The sequence below is a fragment of the Acinetobacter sp. QJM3NY_42 genome, assembly GCF_056173745.1.
This window is the reverse complement of sequence record NZ_CM149689.1, coordinates 2,298,198-2,313,197: the sequence shown is the minus strand read 5'-3', so window position 1 is coordinate 2,313,197 and position 15,000 is coordinate 2,298,198. Positions and strand designations below refer to the sequence as shown.

The 15,000-nt window shown below is 41.5% G+C and carries 15 protein-coding genes; 11 read left to right on the top strand and 4 right to left on the bottom strand.

Annotated features, from left to right (window positions below):
- Nucleotides 1–16: 16 nt before the first annotated feature.
- The 3 genes from betB (at nt 17) to AC0VYT_RS10925 (ending at nt 3,883) form a co-directional block, all read left to right on the top strand.
- Entirely contained in the window at nt 17–1,492 is a 1,476-nt protein-coding gene (gene betB, locus AC0VYT_RS10935) for a betaine-aldehyde dehydrogenase (RefSeq protein WP_005018995.1), read from the top strand.
- Between the two features lie 15 nt (nt 1,493–1,507).
- Nucleotides 1,508–3,163: a choline dehydrogenase gene (betA, locus tag AC0VYT_RS10930; protein ID WP_005018996.1), complete on the top strand. Its 1,656-nt coding sequence runs from the start codon at nt 1,508–1,510 to the stop codon at nt 3,161–3,163.
- A 195-nt stretch (nt 3,164–3,358) separates the two neighbouring features.
- Nucleotides 3,359–3,883 (top strand): acyl-CoA thioesterase, encoded by a 525-nt coding sequence (locus AC0VYT_RS10925; RefSeq protein WP_005018999.1) that lies wholly within the window; start codon nt 3,359–3,361, stop codon nt 3,881–3,883.
- Nucleotides 3,884–4,065: 182 nt separating this feature from the next.
- On the opposite strand, the gene AC0VYT_RS10920 is transcribed toward AC0VYT_RS10925, so the two are convergent.
- The gene (locus tag AC0VYT_RS10920) at nt 4,066–4,296 is read right to left on the bottom strand and encodes a hypothetical protein (RefSeq protein ID WP_005019002.1); all 231 of its coding nucleotides are present in this window, start codon (nt 4,294–4,296) and stop codon (nt 4,066–4,068) included.
- 909 nt (nt 4,297–5,205) lie between these two features.
- Here AC0VYT_RS10920 and AC0VYT_RS10915 point away from each other — a divergent pair.
- From AC0VYT_RS10915 to pnuC, 5 genes are all read left to right on the top strand, one after another.
- Nucleotides 5,206–6,228: a CobW family GTP-binding protein gene (locus AC0VYT_RS10915; protein WP_005019004.1), complete on the top strand. Its 1,023-nt coding sequence runs from the start codon at nt 5,206–5,208 to the stop codon at nt 6,226–6,228.
- Between the two features lie 93 nt (nt 6,229–6,321).
- Nucleotides 6,322–6,852 carry a YaeQ family protein gene (locus AC0VYT_RS10910; protein ID WP_005019006.1) on the top strand — a complete coding sequence of 177 codons (531 nt, stop codon included), beginning with the start codon at nt 6,322–6,324 and terminating at the stop codon, nt 6,850–6,852.
- Nucleotides 6,853–6,954: 102 nt separating this feature from the next.
- The gene (locus AC0VYT_RS10905; RefSeq protein WP_005019007.1) at nt 6,955–7,578 is read left to right on the top strand and encodes an MgtC/SapB family protein; all 624 of its coding nucleotides are present in this window, start codon (nt 6,955–6,957) and stop codon (nt 7,576–7,578) included.
- A 123-nt stretch (nt 7,579–7,701) separates the two neighbouring features.
- On the top strand, nt 7,702–8,043 hold the full coding sequence (locus AC0VYT_RS10900; protein WP_005019015.1) for an FKBP-type peptidyl-prolyl cis-trans isomerase: 342 nt from the start codon (nt 7,702–7,704) through the stop codon (nt 8,041–8,043).
- A gap of 125 nt (nt 8,044–8,168) precedes the next feature.
- Entirely contained in the window at nt 8,169–8,741 is a 573-nt protein-coding gene (pnuC, locus tag AC0VYT_RS10895) for a nicotinamide riboside transporter PnuC (protein ID WP_005019016.1), read from the top strand.
- A gap of 26 nt (nt 8,742–8,767) precedes the next feature.
- Here the strand turns inward: pnuC and AC0VYT_RS10890 are convergent, their stop codons facing one another.
- The gene (locus AC0VYT_RS10890) at nt 8,768–9,232 is read right to left on the bottom strand and encodes a copper resistance protein NlpE N-terminal domain-containing protein (protein WP_005019019.1); all 465 of its coding nucleotides are present in this window, start codon (nt 9,230–9,232) and stop codon (nt 8,768–8,770) included.
- Between the two features lie 158 nt (nt 9,233–9,390).
- Between AC0VYT_RS10890 and AC0VYT_RS10885 the strand changes: the two genes are divergently transcribed.
- Both AC0VYT_RS10885 and AC0VYT_RS10880 read left to right on the top strand, forming a co-directional pair.
- Nucleotides 9,391–9,678 carry a hypothetical protein gene (locus tag AC0VYT_RS10885; RefSeq protein WP_005019020.1) on the top strand — a complete coding sequence of 96 codons (288 nt, stop codon included), beginning with the start codon at nt 9,391–9,393 and terminating at the stop codon, nt 9,676–9,678.
- A gap of 144 nt (nt 9,679–9,822) precedes the next feature.
- Complete coding sequence (locus AC0VYT_RS10880; protein ID WP_005019022.1) at nt 9,823–10,320, top strand: DUF2505 family protein; 498 nt, start codon at nt 9,823–9,825, stop codon at nt 10,318–10,320.
- 51 nt (nt 10,321–10,371) lie between these two features.
- Here the strand turns inward: AC0VYT_RS10880 and AC0VYT_RS10875 are convergent, their stop codons facing one another.
- Together AC0VYT_RS10875 and AC0VYT_RS10870 are read right to left on the bottom strand one after the other, a co-directional pair.
- A complete protein-coding gene (locus AC0VYT_RS10875) occupies nt 10,372–11,640 on the bottom strand; it encodes an MFS transporter (protein WP_005019024.1) in 1,269 nt (422 codons plus the stop codon).
- Nucleotides 11,641–11,916: 276 nt separating this feature from the next.
- A complete protein-coding gene (locus tag AC0VYT_RS10870) occupies nt 11,917–12,558 on the bottom strand; it encodes a helix-turn-helix domain-containing protein (RefSeq protein WP_005019026.1) in 642 nt (213 codons plus the stop codon).
- A 159-nt stretch (nt 12,559–12,717) separates the two neighbouring features.
- On the opposite strand from AC0VYT_RS10870, the gene AC0VYT_RS10865 reads away from it, so the two are divergent.
- Nucleotides 12,718–14,994, top strand: coding sequence for a cytochrome P450/oxidoreductase (locus tag AC0VYT_RS10865; protein WP_005019032.1), 2,277 nt, complete (start codon nt 12,718–12,720; stop codon nt 14,992–14,994).
- Nucleotides 14,995–15,000 lie beyond the last annotated feature (6 nt).

Here is a 15,000-nt window from a genome sequence, read left to right as displayed (position 1 = left end):
CAAAAGGAGATTTCTCATGTCGAAGTTCAATCTGCAACGTCCATACATCCACGGACAATTTACAGACAGTTCTTCTCCTGATGTTTTTAAGACCATTAACCCGGCCAATGGTGAAGTTCTGGCAGAGGTTCAAGTCTGTACCAAAGATGATATTGACCGGGCAGTTATTTCTGCACAAAACGGTCAGAAAATCTGGGCAGCTATGAGCTTGATTGAACGTTCACGTATTTTGGCAAGAGCAGTCAGCATCTTACGTGAACGTAATGATGAGCTTGCAGTGCTTGAGAGCCTCGACAGTGGCAAGGCATATAGTGAAACTTCAACGGTCGATATTGTGACTGGAGCCGATGTACTTGAATATTATGCCGGAATTTTACCGATGCTTGAAGGGCAGCAGATTCCATTACGTGAGGGTTCATTTGCCTACACCCGCCGTGAACCATTAGGGGTGGTAGCAGGGATTGGGGCTTGGAATTATCCAATTCAGATTGCCTTATGGAAATCTGCCCCAGCTTTAGCTGCCGGAAATGCAATGGTATTCAAGGCCAGTGAAACTACACCACTGACGACCCTGAAGCTGGCTGAAATTTATACCGAGGCTGGTGTGCCAGCCGGTGTCTTTAATGTTGTAACTGGTGGGGGAGAAATCGGGCAGTATCTGACGGAACATCCCGATATTCAGAAAATCTCGTTTACCGGTGGGGTGGAAACCGGCAAGAAAGTTATGGCATCAGCAGCAGCTTCTTCTTTAAAAGATGTAACGATGGAACTGGGTGGAAAATCACCTCTGATTATTTGTGAAAATGCCGATTTGAATCTAGCTGCCGATATCGCGATGATGGCAAACTTTTTCAGTTCAGGTCAGGTGTGTACTAATGGTACTCGGGTATTTATTCCTAAAAAATTACAGTCAGCTTTTGAAACAAAGCTTCTGGAGCGGATTCCATATATCCGGATAGGAGATCCCTTAAAACTTGATACCAATTTTGGTCCGCTTGCCAGTTTTCCTCATATGCAAAAAGTCTTGGACTTTATTGAGCGCAGTAAGCAGCAGGGTGCACGTGTATTAACCGGGGGGCATCGGCTTACTGCAAATGAACTGGCCAAGGGTGCTTTCGTTGCACCCACTATTTTTACTGACTGTCATGACGAGATGGAGATTGTGCAGCAGGAAATTTTCGGGCCGGTCATGAGTATCTTGAATTATGAGAATGAAGAAGAAGTCATTCAGCGCGCTAACGATACCCATTACGGACTTGCCGCGGGAGTAGTAAGTTCAGATCTGGCACAGGCACATCGAATGATTCATCAACTTGAAGCCGGAATCTGCTGGATCAATACGTGGGGAGAATCGCCTGCACAAATGCCTGTTGGAGGATACAAACAGTCTGGTGTAGGGCGTGAGAATGGTATCCAGACCCTGCAAAATTATACCCAGCTCAAATCGGTACAGGTAGAACTGCAACCATTTCAGTCTATTTTCAAAGCCTGATCAGGAGAGGATATTGTGCAGAAAGAATATGACTACATCATTATCGGTGCCGGCTCCGCAGGTAACGTACTGGCAGCACGCTTAACTGAAGATGCGCAGACCAGTGTCCTTTTGCTAGAGGCAGGTGGGCCGGATCACCGTCTGGATTTTCGTACCCAGATGCCGGCTGCTCTGGCTTATCCTTTGCAGGGTCGTCGTTACAACTGGGCTTATCAGACTGACCCTGAGCCTCATATGAATAACCGCCGTATGGAATGTGGCCGCGGTAAAGGTCTAGGTGGCTCTTCACTTATTAATGGCATGTGTTATATCCGGGGTAATGCCATGGATCTGGAACAGTGGGCCAGCTTTAAAGGTTTAGAAGACTGGAGCTATGCTGACTGTCTGCCCTACTATAAAAAAGCAGAGACACGTGATATTGGTGGCAATGATTATCATGGAGATTCGGGTCCCGTTTCTGTAGCCACCCCTAAACAGGGCAATAATGAGTTATTTCATGCTATGGTTGAGGCAGGGGTACAGGCTGGTTATCCACGTACTGATGATTTGAACGGCTACCAGCAGGAAGGTTTTGGTCCTATGGATCGTACTGTAACACCGCAAGGCCGACGTTCCAGTACAGCGCGTGGCTACCTGGATATGGCGAAGGGCCGTCCGAACCTCACGATCCTGACTCATGCCACGACTAACAAAATTTTATTTCAGGGCAAACGTGCTATTGGCGTTGAATATATTCAAGGTGCAAATACTGCTCAACTACATCAGGTATATGCTAGAAATGAAGTGTTACTGTGTGCAGGAGCTATTGCTTCACCGCAAATCTTACAGCGCTCAGGCATCGGACAAAGTACTTTTTTGAAGTCAATGGATATACCGGTAGTACATGACTTGCCTGGGGTGGGCGAGAACTTGCAGGACCATCTGGAAATGTACCTGCAATACAGATGCAAAAAACCGGTCTCACTTTATCCTGCGTTAAAGTGGCATAATCAGCCGGCAATTGGTGCCGAGTGGCTGTTTTTAGGAAAAGGTATTGGAGCCAGCAATCAGTTTGAGGCAGGTGGTTTCATTCGCAGTTCAGATGAATTTACATGGCCCAATATCCAGTATCATTTCTTGCCGGTTGCCATTAACTATAATGGTTCTAATCCGGTGAAAGAACATGGCTTTCAGGCCCATGTTGGTTCTATGCGTTCACCTTCACGGGGCCGGATCAAGCTTAAATCCAGAGACCCATTTGAGCATCCGAGTATCCTGTTCAATTACATGAGTACTGAGCAGGACTGGCGAGAATTTCGTGATGCAATCCGTATCACCCGAGAAATTATGCATCAGCCCGCATTAGATGCATATCGTGGGGAGGAGATTAGCCCGGGTAAAAACTTACAATCTGATGCTGAACTGGATGAATTTGTGCGTAATCATGCAGAAACAGCTTATCATCCCTCCTGTAGCTGTAAAATGGGTGAAGATGATATGGCTGTAGTTGATGGTCAGGGCCGTGTTCACGGCATAAATGGTTTAAGAGTAGTTGATGCGTCTATCATGCCCGTAATTATGACTGGGAATCTGAATGCAACCACTATCATGATTGCAGAAAAACTGGCTGACCGGATTCGTAACCGGCCATCTTTACCCAAATCACAGGCCCCATTTTATCGGGCAAGTTAAACAAAAGCCGGCATCTGCCGGCCTTTCTATTCAGGCGGATGTACTCATTAAAAGCCTTAAAGCTTCTATTAATATGTTTTTAAATAACTTATTTTATTGTTACAGGTGATTTGCCGCTTTGAACATGTTTTTTCAGTGAAAAGCGATATAATAATGTCCCTTAAATATCCCAGTTATAGATGAGACAAAGAGACAATGTCACCATTAGATCAAGTCGTTCCTGCTACAGATGATCAATCTGAACTTACAATGTCTGTCCTGATGACGCCTGATATGGCTAACTTTTCAGGTAATGTCCACGGAGGAACGATTCTGAAGCTACTGGATCAGGTGGCATATGCTTGTGCCAGCCGCTATTCAGGAAGTTATGTGGTGACGCTGTCTGTAGATAAGGTAAATTTTAAAGAACCCATTCATGTTGGTGAGCTAGTGACTTTTCTGGCCAGCGTAAACCATGTAGGCCGTACTTCAATGGAAATTGGCATACGGGTAGAAGCACAGAATATTCAAAAGCGTACAGTGCGCCATACCAATAGCTGTTATTTTACTATGGTTGCCGTAGATGAGCAGGGTAAACCACGTCAGGTTCCTCCACTGAATTTGAACAATGACTGGAAACGTTGCCGCTTTGAAGCTGCTGAACAGCGTAAGGTGCTACGCCTGCAAGAGCATCATCATCCTTCTTGCAGTATTTATAAAAAGACGACATCCCCAAGTTAAGCCAATATATTTACCAGATGATCGCTCCGGCGATCATTTTTTATATCTCTTATTTAAACTTAAATAAATATATTTCAATCATAATGTACTAAAAAGCAAAAGGCCAAGCCGCAGCAAGGCTTGACCTATTTCTTTAAAACTTTTATACAGCTTTAAAAAAATGATGTCACTAAAACATAAAATTACTGTGGCTGAGCAACAGAATCTTTAGCTTCTTCAGCAGCACTTTCAGATGCAGGCTGAGCAGTTGTAGGTTGAGCAGCTGCACTTTCTGTACCAGCAGCAGTTGGTTGTTCCTGAGTTGAAACAACCACTTTTTCTTCAGTAGCTGACTGATCTTTAGCAGTTGCAGCAAAGCTGGTAGCAGCAGTTAGAGCAAGAGTAGTAGCAAGTAATGTTTTAACAAGTTTCATATTGGCATCCTTCTATTTGTAAACAATAAAGAACCCAGTACATATCCCTCAACAGTGTATATGTTCAGGACTTCTGGGTTGGATGTCATGCTATGTTCCCTTTTCTGAGCCTGCAATAATTCATACAAAGCGTAACTTTACGGTTACACTCAAAACACAATTAAGGATTTAATGTAAGTTTAATGTAAAAAATTAAATAATAAATCATACTAAAATGTATAAAATCATGTAAATTAGATTAATATTTGATCAATAAATTAACCTAAATACACAATAGAGGTGATATATTTTTATAGCAATGATTGGTTATTTCTTATATTTTTTATAAATCAATAAAATTTAACAATCATAGAAATTAAATTTATTAAACAATTCAATAAATTGCTTAATTTAAGGTTCTTTCTTTATTTTTCTAAAAATTATTATAAAAATCCAGTAAAAATCTTATATCTTGAGAAAATAAACTATATTTAAATTAAATTGATTAAAAATTGATCTTAAATGTAAGCAAATAAAAATTATTATGTTCATCATTTATATTTAATATGAGCCTAAAACTCTTAAAATCACATAAATCTGGTCAACAAAACACAGCTATAGAATGGTTCAGAATTTTAAAACAGTAGTACGGTGTTTTTGAAAATTATTTTTCCATCTGTATATAGTAAAGAAAAATAAATTTGAAAGAGGATTATTTGAATAGATACATGGCGGAGAGCAGTTAAAAAGTAAAAACTTAAATTAAAAAGATTTCGCAAGCTTTATAAGAGTAAGATTAAGCCTGAATAATTTGTTTATGTTCAGATTTCAATGCAAGTCCAAGTAAAAACTGAACCTATGGTATGAATAGGTCACCAGTATAAAATTGAGATCCCTTGTCTACTATTTTCATTAAGCAGAGTAATTTTCGTGAAGTTGATTCAGACACCAGCCGCAATACCAACCCACATTATTTCCGGTTTTCTAGGTGCAGGAAAAACCACACTGTTACAACATCTGTTGAGGCAGAAACCAAAGCATGAAACCTGGGCTATTTTAATGAACGAATTTGGTCAGATCGGAGTTGACCAACAACTGTTACCTCAGCAGCAGGGGTACGCAATAAAGGAGCTGCTGGGAGGGTGTTTATGCTGTAGCAGCCAGCTTCCTATGCAGATTGCTCTTTCAAGACTGTTATCTGAAACCAAGCCAGACCGGCTATTTATTGAACCTACTGGGCTTGGACATCCGGCCCAGTTACTCGAACAGCTTACTGAGCCTCATTGGCAACAGACGCTTACCGTTCGTGCTCTGGTGACAGTGCTGGATGGTTCACGTTTACACGAACAGGAGTGGGTAAGCCAAAACCTTTATCAGGATCAGCTTAAAGCCGCACAAATCATAGTGGTTTCACATGGTGATCTGATGAGTTTTGCTGATGGGGAGGCTTTAGAACAGCTCAAAAAGGAATATGCGGCCTATGGCCAAGACTGGATAATGGCCGAACAGGGGCAGCTTGATCTGGCAGAAATTGATTTGCTGTATCAGGGTATACAGCGCAAGTTACAGCCTTTGCTTAAAGTACAGCGTTTACAAACAGCACTGCTGAGTGAAGAACCAATTAAAAAGTTACCTTATCATTATGTAGAAACTGCACAAGGTTATAGTGTAGCGGGCTGGAAATTACCTAAGCGCTGGCAATTTGATTTTTATGCTTTGCTGGATCTGTTTTGTGCAACTGAAAACTGGCTGAGAATCAAAGGGATCTTTAATACTGATCAGGGCTGGATCTATTTTAACTTCAATCCGCAACAGCTGAATTACAAGTCAGGTGAAGAAGGGATAGATAACCGGATAGAGATAATTACAGCTGAAAATCGTAATTGGGAAAATTTTGAGATGAGCCTTTTGGCTGCACAGTTAAATATAGCCGAGGAAAATAGCCAGATTTAAAATTTTCCTTGAGATGGCCATTACTTAAAATAAATAGACCTATTTTTTTGCTATGCTTGGCGCCATTTATACTTTTATGATGAAGATACCGTTATGGCGTTAAAAGCAACAATATATAAGGCAGACCTGAATATTGCCAATATGGATACACACCAGTACAGTGACCATCAACTGACTCTGGCTTTGCATCCATCTGAAACCATTGAACGCTTGATGGTACGTATTGCTGCTTTTGCTCGGTTTGCTGATGAGCAGCTTGAGTTTACCAAAGACCTGTTTGAGACCAATGAGCCAGCCTTGTGGCAAAAGGACTTAACGGGGCAATTGGAAAAATGGATTGAGGTAGGCTGTCCGGATGAAGATAAAGTTAAAAAAGCCAGTTCACGCTGCAAGCAGGTCGCCATTATAGCCTATGGCAGCCAGGTGTCGGACTGGTGGAAAAAGAACAGCAAGATAAAAACTTTGGATAATGTCGAAGTATGGCAGATTTCTGAGGCTTCTACTGAGGCGTTACAAGCCTTGTGTGAACGAACCATGCAACTACAGCTCAATGTAATGGATGGTGAATGGACCTTAATTGGTAACCATGCACAAGCTGTAATTGAGTGGCAACAACTCAAGTAATAGAAGTGTTTTATTCATGATGGAAATTTATTAAAAAGGCTTGCCTCATTCAGGACCTGTTGTTTAGATCATGTTTAATATAAAAGCAAGATTCTTCGCGCTATGGACAGTGAACTCTATTATTTGTTATGTGCCGCAGCAATAGGCGCAGTCATCGGGCTGGAACGGGAATATAAAAATAAGACCGCCGGCCTACGTACCATGATTATGGTCAGTATGGCTTCCTGCCTGTTTACCATATTGTCTCGGCAAATTGGGGAGGTTAGTGATGACCGTATTGCTGCAAATATTTTGACTGGACTGGGTTTTCTCTGTGCTGGCGTTATTTTTAAAGATGAAAACCGTATTTCGGGTATTACTACCGCGACCACTATCTGGATGGTCGCGGCTTTAGGCATGGCAATTGGCGCAGGCTATATTGCTTTAGGCCTGTATGGCACCATACTGGTACTAGTGATCTTAAGCCTGTTAACCTACCTTGAAAAACTGGTAGAAGAATTCAATTTAATCCGTGACTATAAAATGATTTGTCATTATGAGCAGGGATTATCACATTATTATGAGCAACTCTTTAAGCAGTATGGCTTGAAGGCCAAGCATGTATTGCAGGTTCTAAAGTCCGATGAAATTATTTTGCACTGGAATATAAGTGGTAAACGCCAGCGACATAATTTATTGGTTGAAGAACTGAGTCAGGACCCGCGGATTAAACGTTTAAGTTTCTAGATAAAATTCTAGCCTTTCAAAATATTCTGAATTCCAACTTGTCTTCAAAAATCATGAACTCGGAAAAAGACTGACCAAGTTTCAGTTATAATAAATGCAATATGACGATTTAGAGTGTATTAAATGTCCAATGAATTGGAAATTATAGATTTGAAAGTGGGCTCTGGTAAGGAAGCAGTAAAAGGCGCACTGATTACCACCCATTATACTGGCTGGCTGGAAGACGGAACAAAATTTGACTCATCGATTGATCGTGGTAATTACTTTGAATGTGTGATTGGTACGGGCCGAGTCATTAAAGGCTGGGATCAAGGTATTATGGGTATGAAGGTAGGTGGAAAACGTAAATTGCTGGTTCCCGCACATTTAGCCTATGGAGAGCGAAAAATGGGCAAAATTATTCCGGCTAATTCGAACCTGATATTCGAAATTGAATTATTTGATGTGAAAACCCGTGATGAATAACTGCGGTCTTTAAGAGCTTTTAAAAAGCCCGGTAGCGGGCTTTTTATTTGGTTGTGCTTAAACAGATGATTTGCGGATTTTACCGTGTTAAATAAAAATAGTCCTTTTCCTATAGGAAAAATACCATGACCCCCTTAGAAATCTTTGCTGTTCTGATGAGTGTGATAGGAGTAGCTCTTACCATTCAGCGAAATATACTCTGTTGGGGCTTTAATATTGTGGCATGTACCTTATATGCTTACCTGTTTTTTGAATTTAAACTGTACGGAGAAACCCTTTTACAGGGAATATTTATAATTATGAATTTTTATGGTTTGTACCATTGGTGGACAGATCATCAGCAGAGTCATGAAATCAAGATCATATCTATTGCCAGGCAGCTGGTAATATTACAGCTTTTACTCTCAGCAGTTTTAGGGCTGCTACTCGGACTGACTTTAAAATACTGGACAGATGCTGCTGTTCCATTGCTAGATGCGCAGCTGGCTGCCTTTAGTTTGCTTGCTACATACTGGACCAGTCGTAGATATATTGCTACCTGGATGCTCTGGGTATGGATTGATATTATTTATGTTGGAATGTTTATCTATAAAGATTTGCTGCTGACAGCAGGTTTATATGCAGGATTTGTCGGGCTGGCTTTATTTGGCTGGTGGCAATGGAAACAGATTGAATATAAACAGCTACAAGCCAGCTAAGTACTGTTTGACTGTTAAACTCTTGTCTAGCTGCTAATCTTTTCCAGCTGAAAATCTGGATAAGCTGCATAGGGCTGGCCGGATTTAGTATCTATAATTTCGGTATAATCTGCACCCAATACCAGAATATTACGGTCTTTTACTTCATTTAGCTGAATTTTAAGTTTATCACCATCTAAAAATTCAAAATGTCCGGTGTAGACCTCGGCAGCACTTTGAGTGCTATAGCTGGTGCGCACCAGTTTAAAACTCATATCAGGATGCAGTTCAAGGTCTACGCCCATACTGTCACAGCCTTCACAACGTGAAATACAAGTAGCGCAGGGGATTATTCCTTCATATTTCCCAACCCAGGCTTGCAGTTTGGGATCGCTTTTCTGGCCTTGGTCGGTTTTAACCGCAGAGGTCTTTTGTTCAGGTTCAGTCGTCTGGTTGGAACAGCCAAAAGAAATACTTGCTGCAACAAAAGAGGTCAGAAGTGCTTTTTTCATGGCTTACCGGAAAGAGGCATTAAGTTGTTATAATATTACATAACTTCTTTTTAAACTTCACCTGTTAAATCATTTTAACAGCACAATTATGCAGTCTAGCTTAAAGAAGGTTTATATAATGAGTACCAAATTCATTTAATATCGTAAGTAGAAGTAATATGTTGATTGATTTTATTCAAACTCAGGAACAGCAATTTTTTCGGGTTGCAGAGAAAATCATGAATGAGCCTGAGCGTTATCTGCAATTTGATTCAATTTCTGATTTTTACAAGGCAGTATGGCTGGTAGAGTTTCCTAAAGGTACGGTCTGGTCTGCAAGCGGGCTTGACGATGGAGCTGAAGAATTTTATGCCATAATTGAATATCGGCAATATACTTTAAATATGACCTGTACCGGACAAAATACAGTATGTTCTGGCATCAGTCGGAAAGATCAGTATTATTAAAGTCAATGACAGATCTGAAGAATCAGGATTTAATCGAACTAATATAATATTTTAACCCTGTTTAATAATTAAAAGGGTTTAACAGCGCAATTTGAATGGATCACTTTGCGACAGAGTCTACAATAAAAAAGAAAGGATTAAATTATGGCACATCGTTTTACTGTTTATGCCACTATTCCAGGTGTTTCTCTGAGTGATTTTAAACGGCTGAGTGCCGATACTTCACTGCATGAAAAAGTCTGTAGACGTATTCCGGGGGATAAGCTGGAAATTCTGGAATCCAAGATTGATCAGGGGATTTATACACTCAAACGTGCTTATAATCTGGATGTCAATATTCCAGACATTGCCAAAAAATTATTAAAAGATGCTTTTCGCCTGAGACGTACAGATATTACCAATCTTGAAGCACTAACCTCGACAGTGGCACTTGGCGCCAACTTGCCACTGGAGGCAAGTTGTGACCGTAGTGTAACTGGTGATGACCAGCAGATTCATATAAAACTAGACTGGCAGGTCAAAGTAAAAGTGCCATTAATCGGTGGAATGCTGGAGAAACATGCTGAAGGTGAAATCCGCAAGTTTAGCGATATCGAAATAGAAATTGTAGAAGATGAGCTCAGAAAGAACTTGCAGACCTAGGGGTGCTTGTCCCTCATTCATTTAACTTAAAAAGAATGAGGGACAACAGACTTATTCAAATTTTGATCTGTAAATTATGGCAGTAAAAAATGCCACCAGACACACCACCCAAATATAGTACATTGCACCAATTTTACTGTAGAGGCTCAGCCACTGTACCAATGGTAGGGTCAGACCACCCGCAATTGCATAAGCGACATTATAAGAAAATGAAATTCCCGAAAAACGAATCTGGGCAGGGAACATTCTGACCATGCTGTAAGACACCATACCGACCGTACCTGAGAACAGCCCGAGCAGCATATACAATATAAAAATGGTTGACTGTGACACATGACCCAGACTGGTATAAAAAATTCCTGCAATCGCAGCGACGCAGAATGAACCGATCAGAATAACTTTTCCGGCACCAAAACGGTCAGCCAAAAGTCCCGCCAGAATACAGCCTGCCATCTGCATGACAATAGCAGCACTCTGCATGGTAAAGGCATCTGAGCGTTCAATACCGAAAGCGCCGGTAAGCAAGTTAGGCATTGCTAAAATCAGTACCACTACACAACCAGTTAAAAACCAGGTAAACATCATGCCAATAACAACTGCTGTTTTGTGGCGAGCGAGTATCTGCTTGATCGGTAACTCTTTAGACAGTTCTTTACGTGCCTGCATGGCTTTAAAAATGGGTGTCTCTTTCAAGTAAGACCGCAGATATAAAGCAACCAGTCCAAATACACCACCAATAATAAATGGAATGCGCCATGCCCAGTCATGAATCTGCGTTTCACTAAATTTAAGGGAAATAAACAGTGACATCAGGGCACCAAGTAGAATTCCCAGTGAAAGTCCGGCGGTTAACAGGCCATTAGCAAAGCCAATCTTTTTCTCGGGCACATGTTCTGATACAAAAGTCCAGGCAGCCGGTATTTCTCCACCAATTGCAATACCTTGTACTACCCGCATTAGAAGTAATAATAAAGGGGCAGCATAGCCAATACTTTCAAAAGTAGGCATCAGGCCAATGACTAAAGTCGGCAATGCCATCAGCAAGATAGATAAACTAAAGAGACGTTTGCGTCCTACCAGATCGCCAAAATGAGCCATAACTACGCCCCCTAAGGGCCTGAAAAAATAACCGGCTGCAAAAATTCCATAAGTATTCAGCATAGCCCAAAAAGGACTCAGACCAATTGGAAAGAATAGCTCTGAAATAATTTTGGCGTAAAAAACATAAATGACAAAATCATAAAATTCGAGTGCGCCCCCCAAGGATGATAATCCAAGGGTACGTTTATCCTGCGCACTTAAACCTGAATGTGCTTCCATGCATTGAATTCCATAAAATATATTAAATTTAACTGATTGTAATAAAATGTTAATTAGATGATTAATCAATCTTTTTTAAAGCATAGTTAACAAAATTTTATATGCCAGCTCCATGGGCCAAGAGTAATTTTAGTTTACTTTTCTATTAAGTCGAACACTGTGAGCATAGCATCTTTATTTTTAACTTTAGCCTGCTAACGAAAATTATTAAAATATTCTTTAAGCCAGCTTCTGGGTAAAATAAATAAAGATAATACTATGCTTGAACAGGGGGGCTTAGTTTAAAGCCCGTACCGCATCATTTAAGGCCTCTAAAACGGCTTCTTTATTAACTTCTCCAATACTGACAATTCCAATAGCCATATGCCGCTCTGGAATTGGCATAAACAGGCCTACGGCTCCAGATTGCAGCCGACCTTCAGAATAACCATAACCAAGCTGGCGGGCTAACCTGATTTCTTCTTTTTCCTCCGGTTGAGGCGGATAGGTTGTAGCAATTGCAATACCAGCTGCAGCTGTACCAATCGGATGCCGTGAACCCAGCTGATAATTAATACGTAAATAAGAAGAACCAGTCGATGCGGTTTTAACTACTACACAGTCTGATCCTTCAGCAATTACTAGCGATGCACTGGCTTGAGTCCGATTAGACAGACTATTCAGAATCTGCTGGCTATTAGATGGAATCGTCATTTCATAGCAGTGATATAAATCCTGAATCTTGCTGCTGAGCTCCAACCCCAGATTTTCATTGGTTTTAATATAACCTAAATGAGTTAAGGTCCGGGTAATACGGTAGGCAATAGTCCGGTTAATCTCTAATAGTTCAGCCAGCTGCGCTACGGTCAACTGGCCTTGATGTCTGGCAATCAGTTCTAATGCATGAATGCCCCGTTCCAGCGTCTGTAAGGTCTCCAATTCTTTTTCTACTCCGCTTGGTCAACCCGGATTTGGGTCTGTCTTAAATAGTAAACAATTGCAAAAAGATATTTTAGCCAATTGACAACATGTCTGCTCATTATTTATTCTTTTACTATATTAGAACATAATGTACGATAATAGAACAGGAAGTTCAGGATGAACGTAAAAGTACCTATGCATGGGCAATGCCCTTTTCATGCCGAGTTACAACAGAAGGGTAAAAACTTTGACATGTTTGCAGTGCCATATCAGCAAGACCCTGCATTGGCTCTGAAGGAGTTTCGTGCACAACTCCCGATTTTTTTCTCTGAAGCGATGGGTTACTGGATTGTGACCCGTTATGAAGATGTCAAAGCAATTTTTCGTGATCCTATTACCTTTTCTGCATGTAATGCACTCGAGAAACTGACACCCTCTTGCCCTGAAGCATTAAAAATTCTCGAAAAATATAATTATAGTATGAATCGTACACTGGTAAATGAAGATGAACCGGTACACATGGAACGGCGTCGTGCTTTAATGGATGCTTTTACACCACAGAATCTTGAAGAGCACCAACATTTCGTTAGAGAACTAGTCAGGAAGAAAGTCGACGGATTTATTTATAAGGGGCGGGCAGATCTGGTACAGGAAATGCTATGGGAAATACCCTTAATGGTAGCGTTACACTTTTTGGGCGTACCTGAAGATGACATGCAGGAACTACGTAAATTTGCAGTTGCTCATACCGTTAATACCTGGGGAAGACCAACATTAGAACAGCAGTTGGAGGTTGCCGAGGGAGTAGGACAATTCTGGGAATACTCTGGCCGTGTGCTGGAGAAAATGAAAAATCATCCAGAAGGTAAAGGCTGGATGTATGACATGATTGCTAAAAATCGTGTAATGCCAGAGGTGGTGACAGACAATTATCTGCATTCAATGATGATGGCTATTATGGTTGCCGCCCATGAAACTACCGCACTAGCCTCTGCCAATGCATTAAAACTACTTTTAGCTGACCGGAAAGTGTGGAAAAAAATCTGTGATAATCCACAGCTGATTCCGGGTGCAGTCGAGGAGTGTTTACGGCATTCAGGTTCTGTAGTGGCCTGGCGCAGACAGGTCACTACCGAGAGTGAAGTCAGTGGAGTCAAGTTTAAGAAAGGCGATAAATTGTTTTTGGTGTCGGCTTCTGCTAATCATGATGAATTGCATTTTGAAAATGCCGATGAGCTGGATATTTATCGTGATAATGCTATTGAGCATCTGACATTCGGTTATGGTGCACACCAGTGTATGGGTAAGAATATCGGCCGTATGGAAATGTGTATTTTCATTGAAGAACTGTCACGCCGTATACCAGACCTGAAACTCTGCGAGCAGGAATTTACCTATCTGGCCAATACCTCGTTCAGAGGACCAGAGGCCTTGTGGGCTGAGTGGCATGCCCAGCCAGAACAAACTGCCAGACAAATTACCAGTTTTCCTATTGGAGCGCCTGATCTCAAGGCCATGACCCGCCCGGTACGTGTCCAGGCAGTTTATCCTGAAGCAGAAGATATTATACGTATTGAGCTGGCTGCTATACACGGTGAAGAATTACCACGCTGGAGTGCCGGTTCACATATTGAACTGGTATTGCCTAATGGCCTGAGCCGTAAGTACTCTCTATGCGGTTTAGCGACTGATCAATTTTATACGATTGCTGTAAAGAGAGAGCAGGAAAGCCGGGGTGGTTCACAATGGATTCATCAGTATTTAAAAGCAGGAGAACAGATCTACATTAAGGGACCTAAAAACTTTTTTAAATTAAATTTACAGGCGAGCCAGTATGTGCTGATCGCAGGGGGGATAGGTATTACTCCTATTCTGAGCATGGCCAGCAGCTTACGTGAACAGGGGCGCCCTTACCGGCTAATTTATCTTTCACGCCAGCGGGCTAGTATGGCATTACTTAAGGAAGTTGCTGCGCATGGTAGTGCTGCCGAACTCTATATTTCTTCTGAAGGTAAACGGATAGACCTGCAACAGCTCTTGTCAGCGCTGCCTGCCGGTACACAGGTTTGTGCCTGTGGTCCGGAAGCATTACTTGATACCTTGACCAACTATACCGAAGACTTGTCACAGGTTCAGCTCACGGTCGAGCATTTTGGTTCAGGGAAGAACCTCTTTTTATATGAAAATGATACCGACTTTGAAGTTGAACTGCTGGATAGCGGTTTAACGCTGACAGTAGCCCGGGATCAGACCTTATTGGACTGTTTGCTGGACAAAGGAATTGATGTCAGCTTTGACTGTACCGAGGGTTTATGTGGAAGCTGTCAGCTTCCGGTTGAAGAAGGTGAAATTGATCATCGCGACAAGGTGTTGACCCGAGCCGAGCGTGACGGAATGAAATCGGTAATCAGTTGCTGTTCACGAGGAAAAGGAAAACTCAAACTCAAGCTTTAAATGGTA

Excerpts from the sequence above, each read along its gene's own strand:
- betB (WP_005018995.1), top strand. The coding sequence starts at position 17 with ATGTCGAAGTTCAATCTGCAACGTCCATACATCCACGGACAATTTACA.
- AC0VYT_RS10925 (WP_005018999.1), top strand. The coding sequence starts at position 3,359 with ATGTCACCATTAGATCAAGTCGTTCCTGCTACAGATGATCAATCTGAA.
- AC0VYT_RS10920 (WP_005019002.1), bottom strand. The coding sequence starts at position 4,296 with ATGAAACTTGTTAAAACATTACTTGCTACTACTCTTGCTCTAACTGCT.
- AC0VYT_RS10910 (WP_005019006.1), top strand. The coding sequence starts at position 6,322 with ATGGCGTTAAAAGCAACAATATATAAGGCAGACCTGAATATTGCCAAT.
- AC0VYT_RS10905 (WP_005019007.1), top strand. The coding sequence starts at position 6,955 with ATGGACAGTGAACTCTATTATTTGTTATGTGCCGCAGCAATAGGCGCA.
- AC0VYT_RS10900 (WP_005019015.1), top strand. The coding sequence starts at position 7,702 with ATGTCCAATGAATTGGAAATTATAGATTTGAAAGTGGGCTCTGGTAAG.
- pnuC (WP_005019016.1), top strand. The coding sequence starts at position 8,169 with ATGACCCCCTTAGAAATCTTTGCTGTTCTGATGAGTGTGATAGGAGTA.
- AC0VYT_RS10890 (WP_005019019.1), bottom strand. The coding sequence starts at position 9,232 with ATGAAAAAAGCACTTCTGACCTCTTTTGTTGCAGCAAGTATTTCTTTT.
- AC0VYT_RS10885 (WP_005019020.1), top strand. The coding sequence starts at position 9,391 with ATGTTGATTGATTTTATTCAAACTCAGGAACAGCAATTTTTTCGGGTT.
- AC0VYT_RS10880 (WP_005019022.1), top strand. The coding sequence starts at position 9,823 with ATGGCACATCGTTTTACTGTTTATGCCACTATTCCAGGTGTTTCTCTG.
- AC0VYT_RS10875 (WP_005019024.1), bottom strand. The coding sequence starts at position 11,640 with ATGGAAGCACATTCAGGTTTAAGTGCGCAGGATAAACGTACCCTTGGA.
- AC0VYT_RS10865 (WP_005019032.1), top strand. The coding sequence starts at position 12,718 with ATGAACGTAAAAGTACCTATGCATGGGCAATGCCCTTTTCATGCCGAG.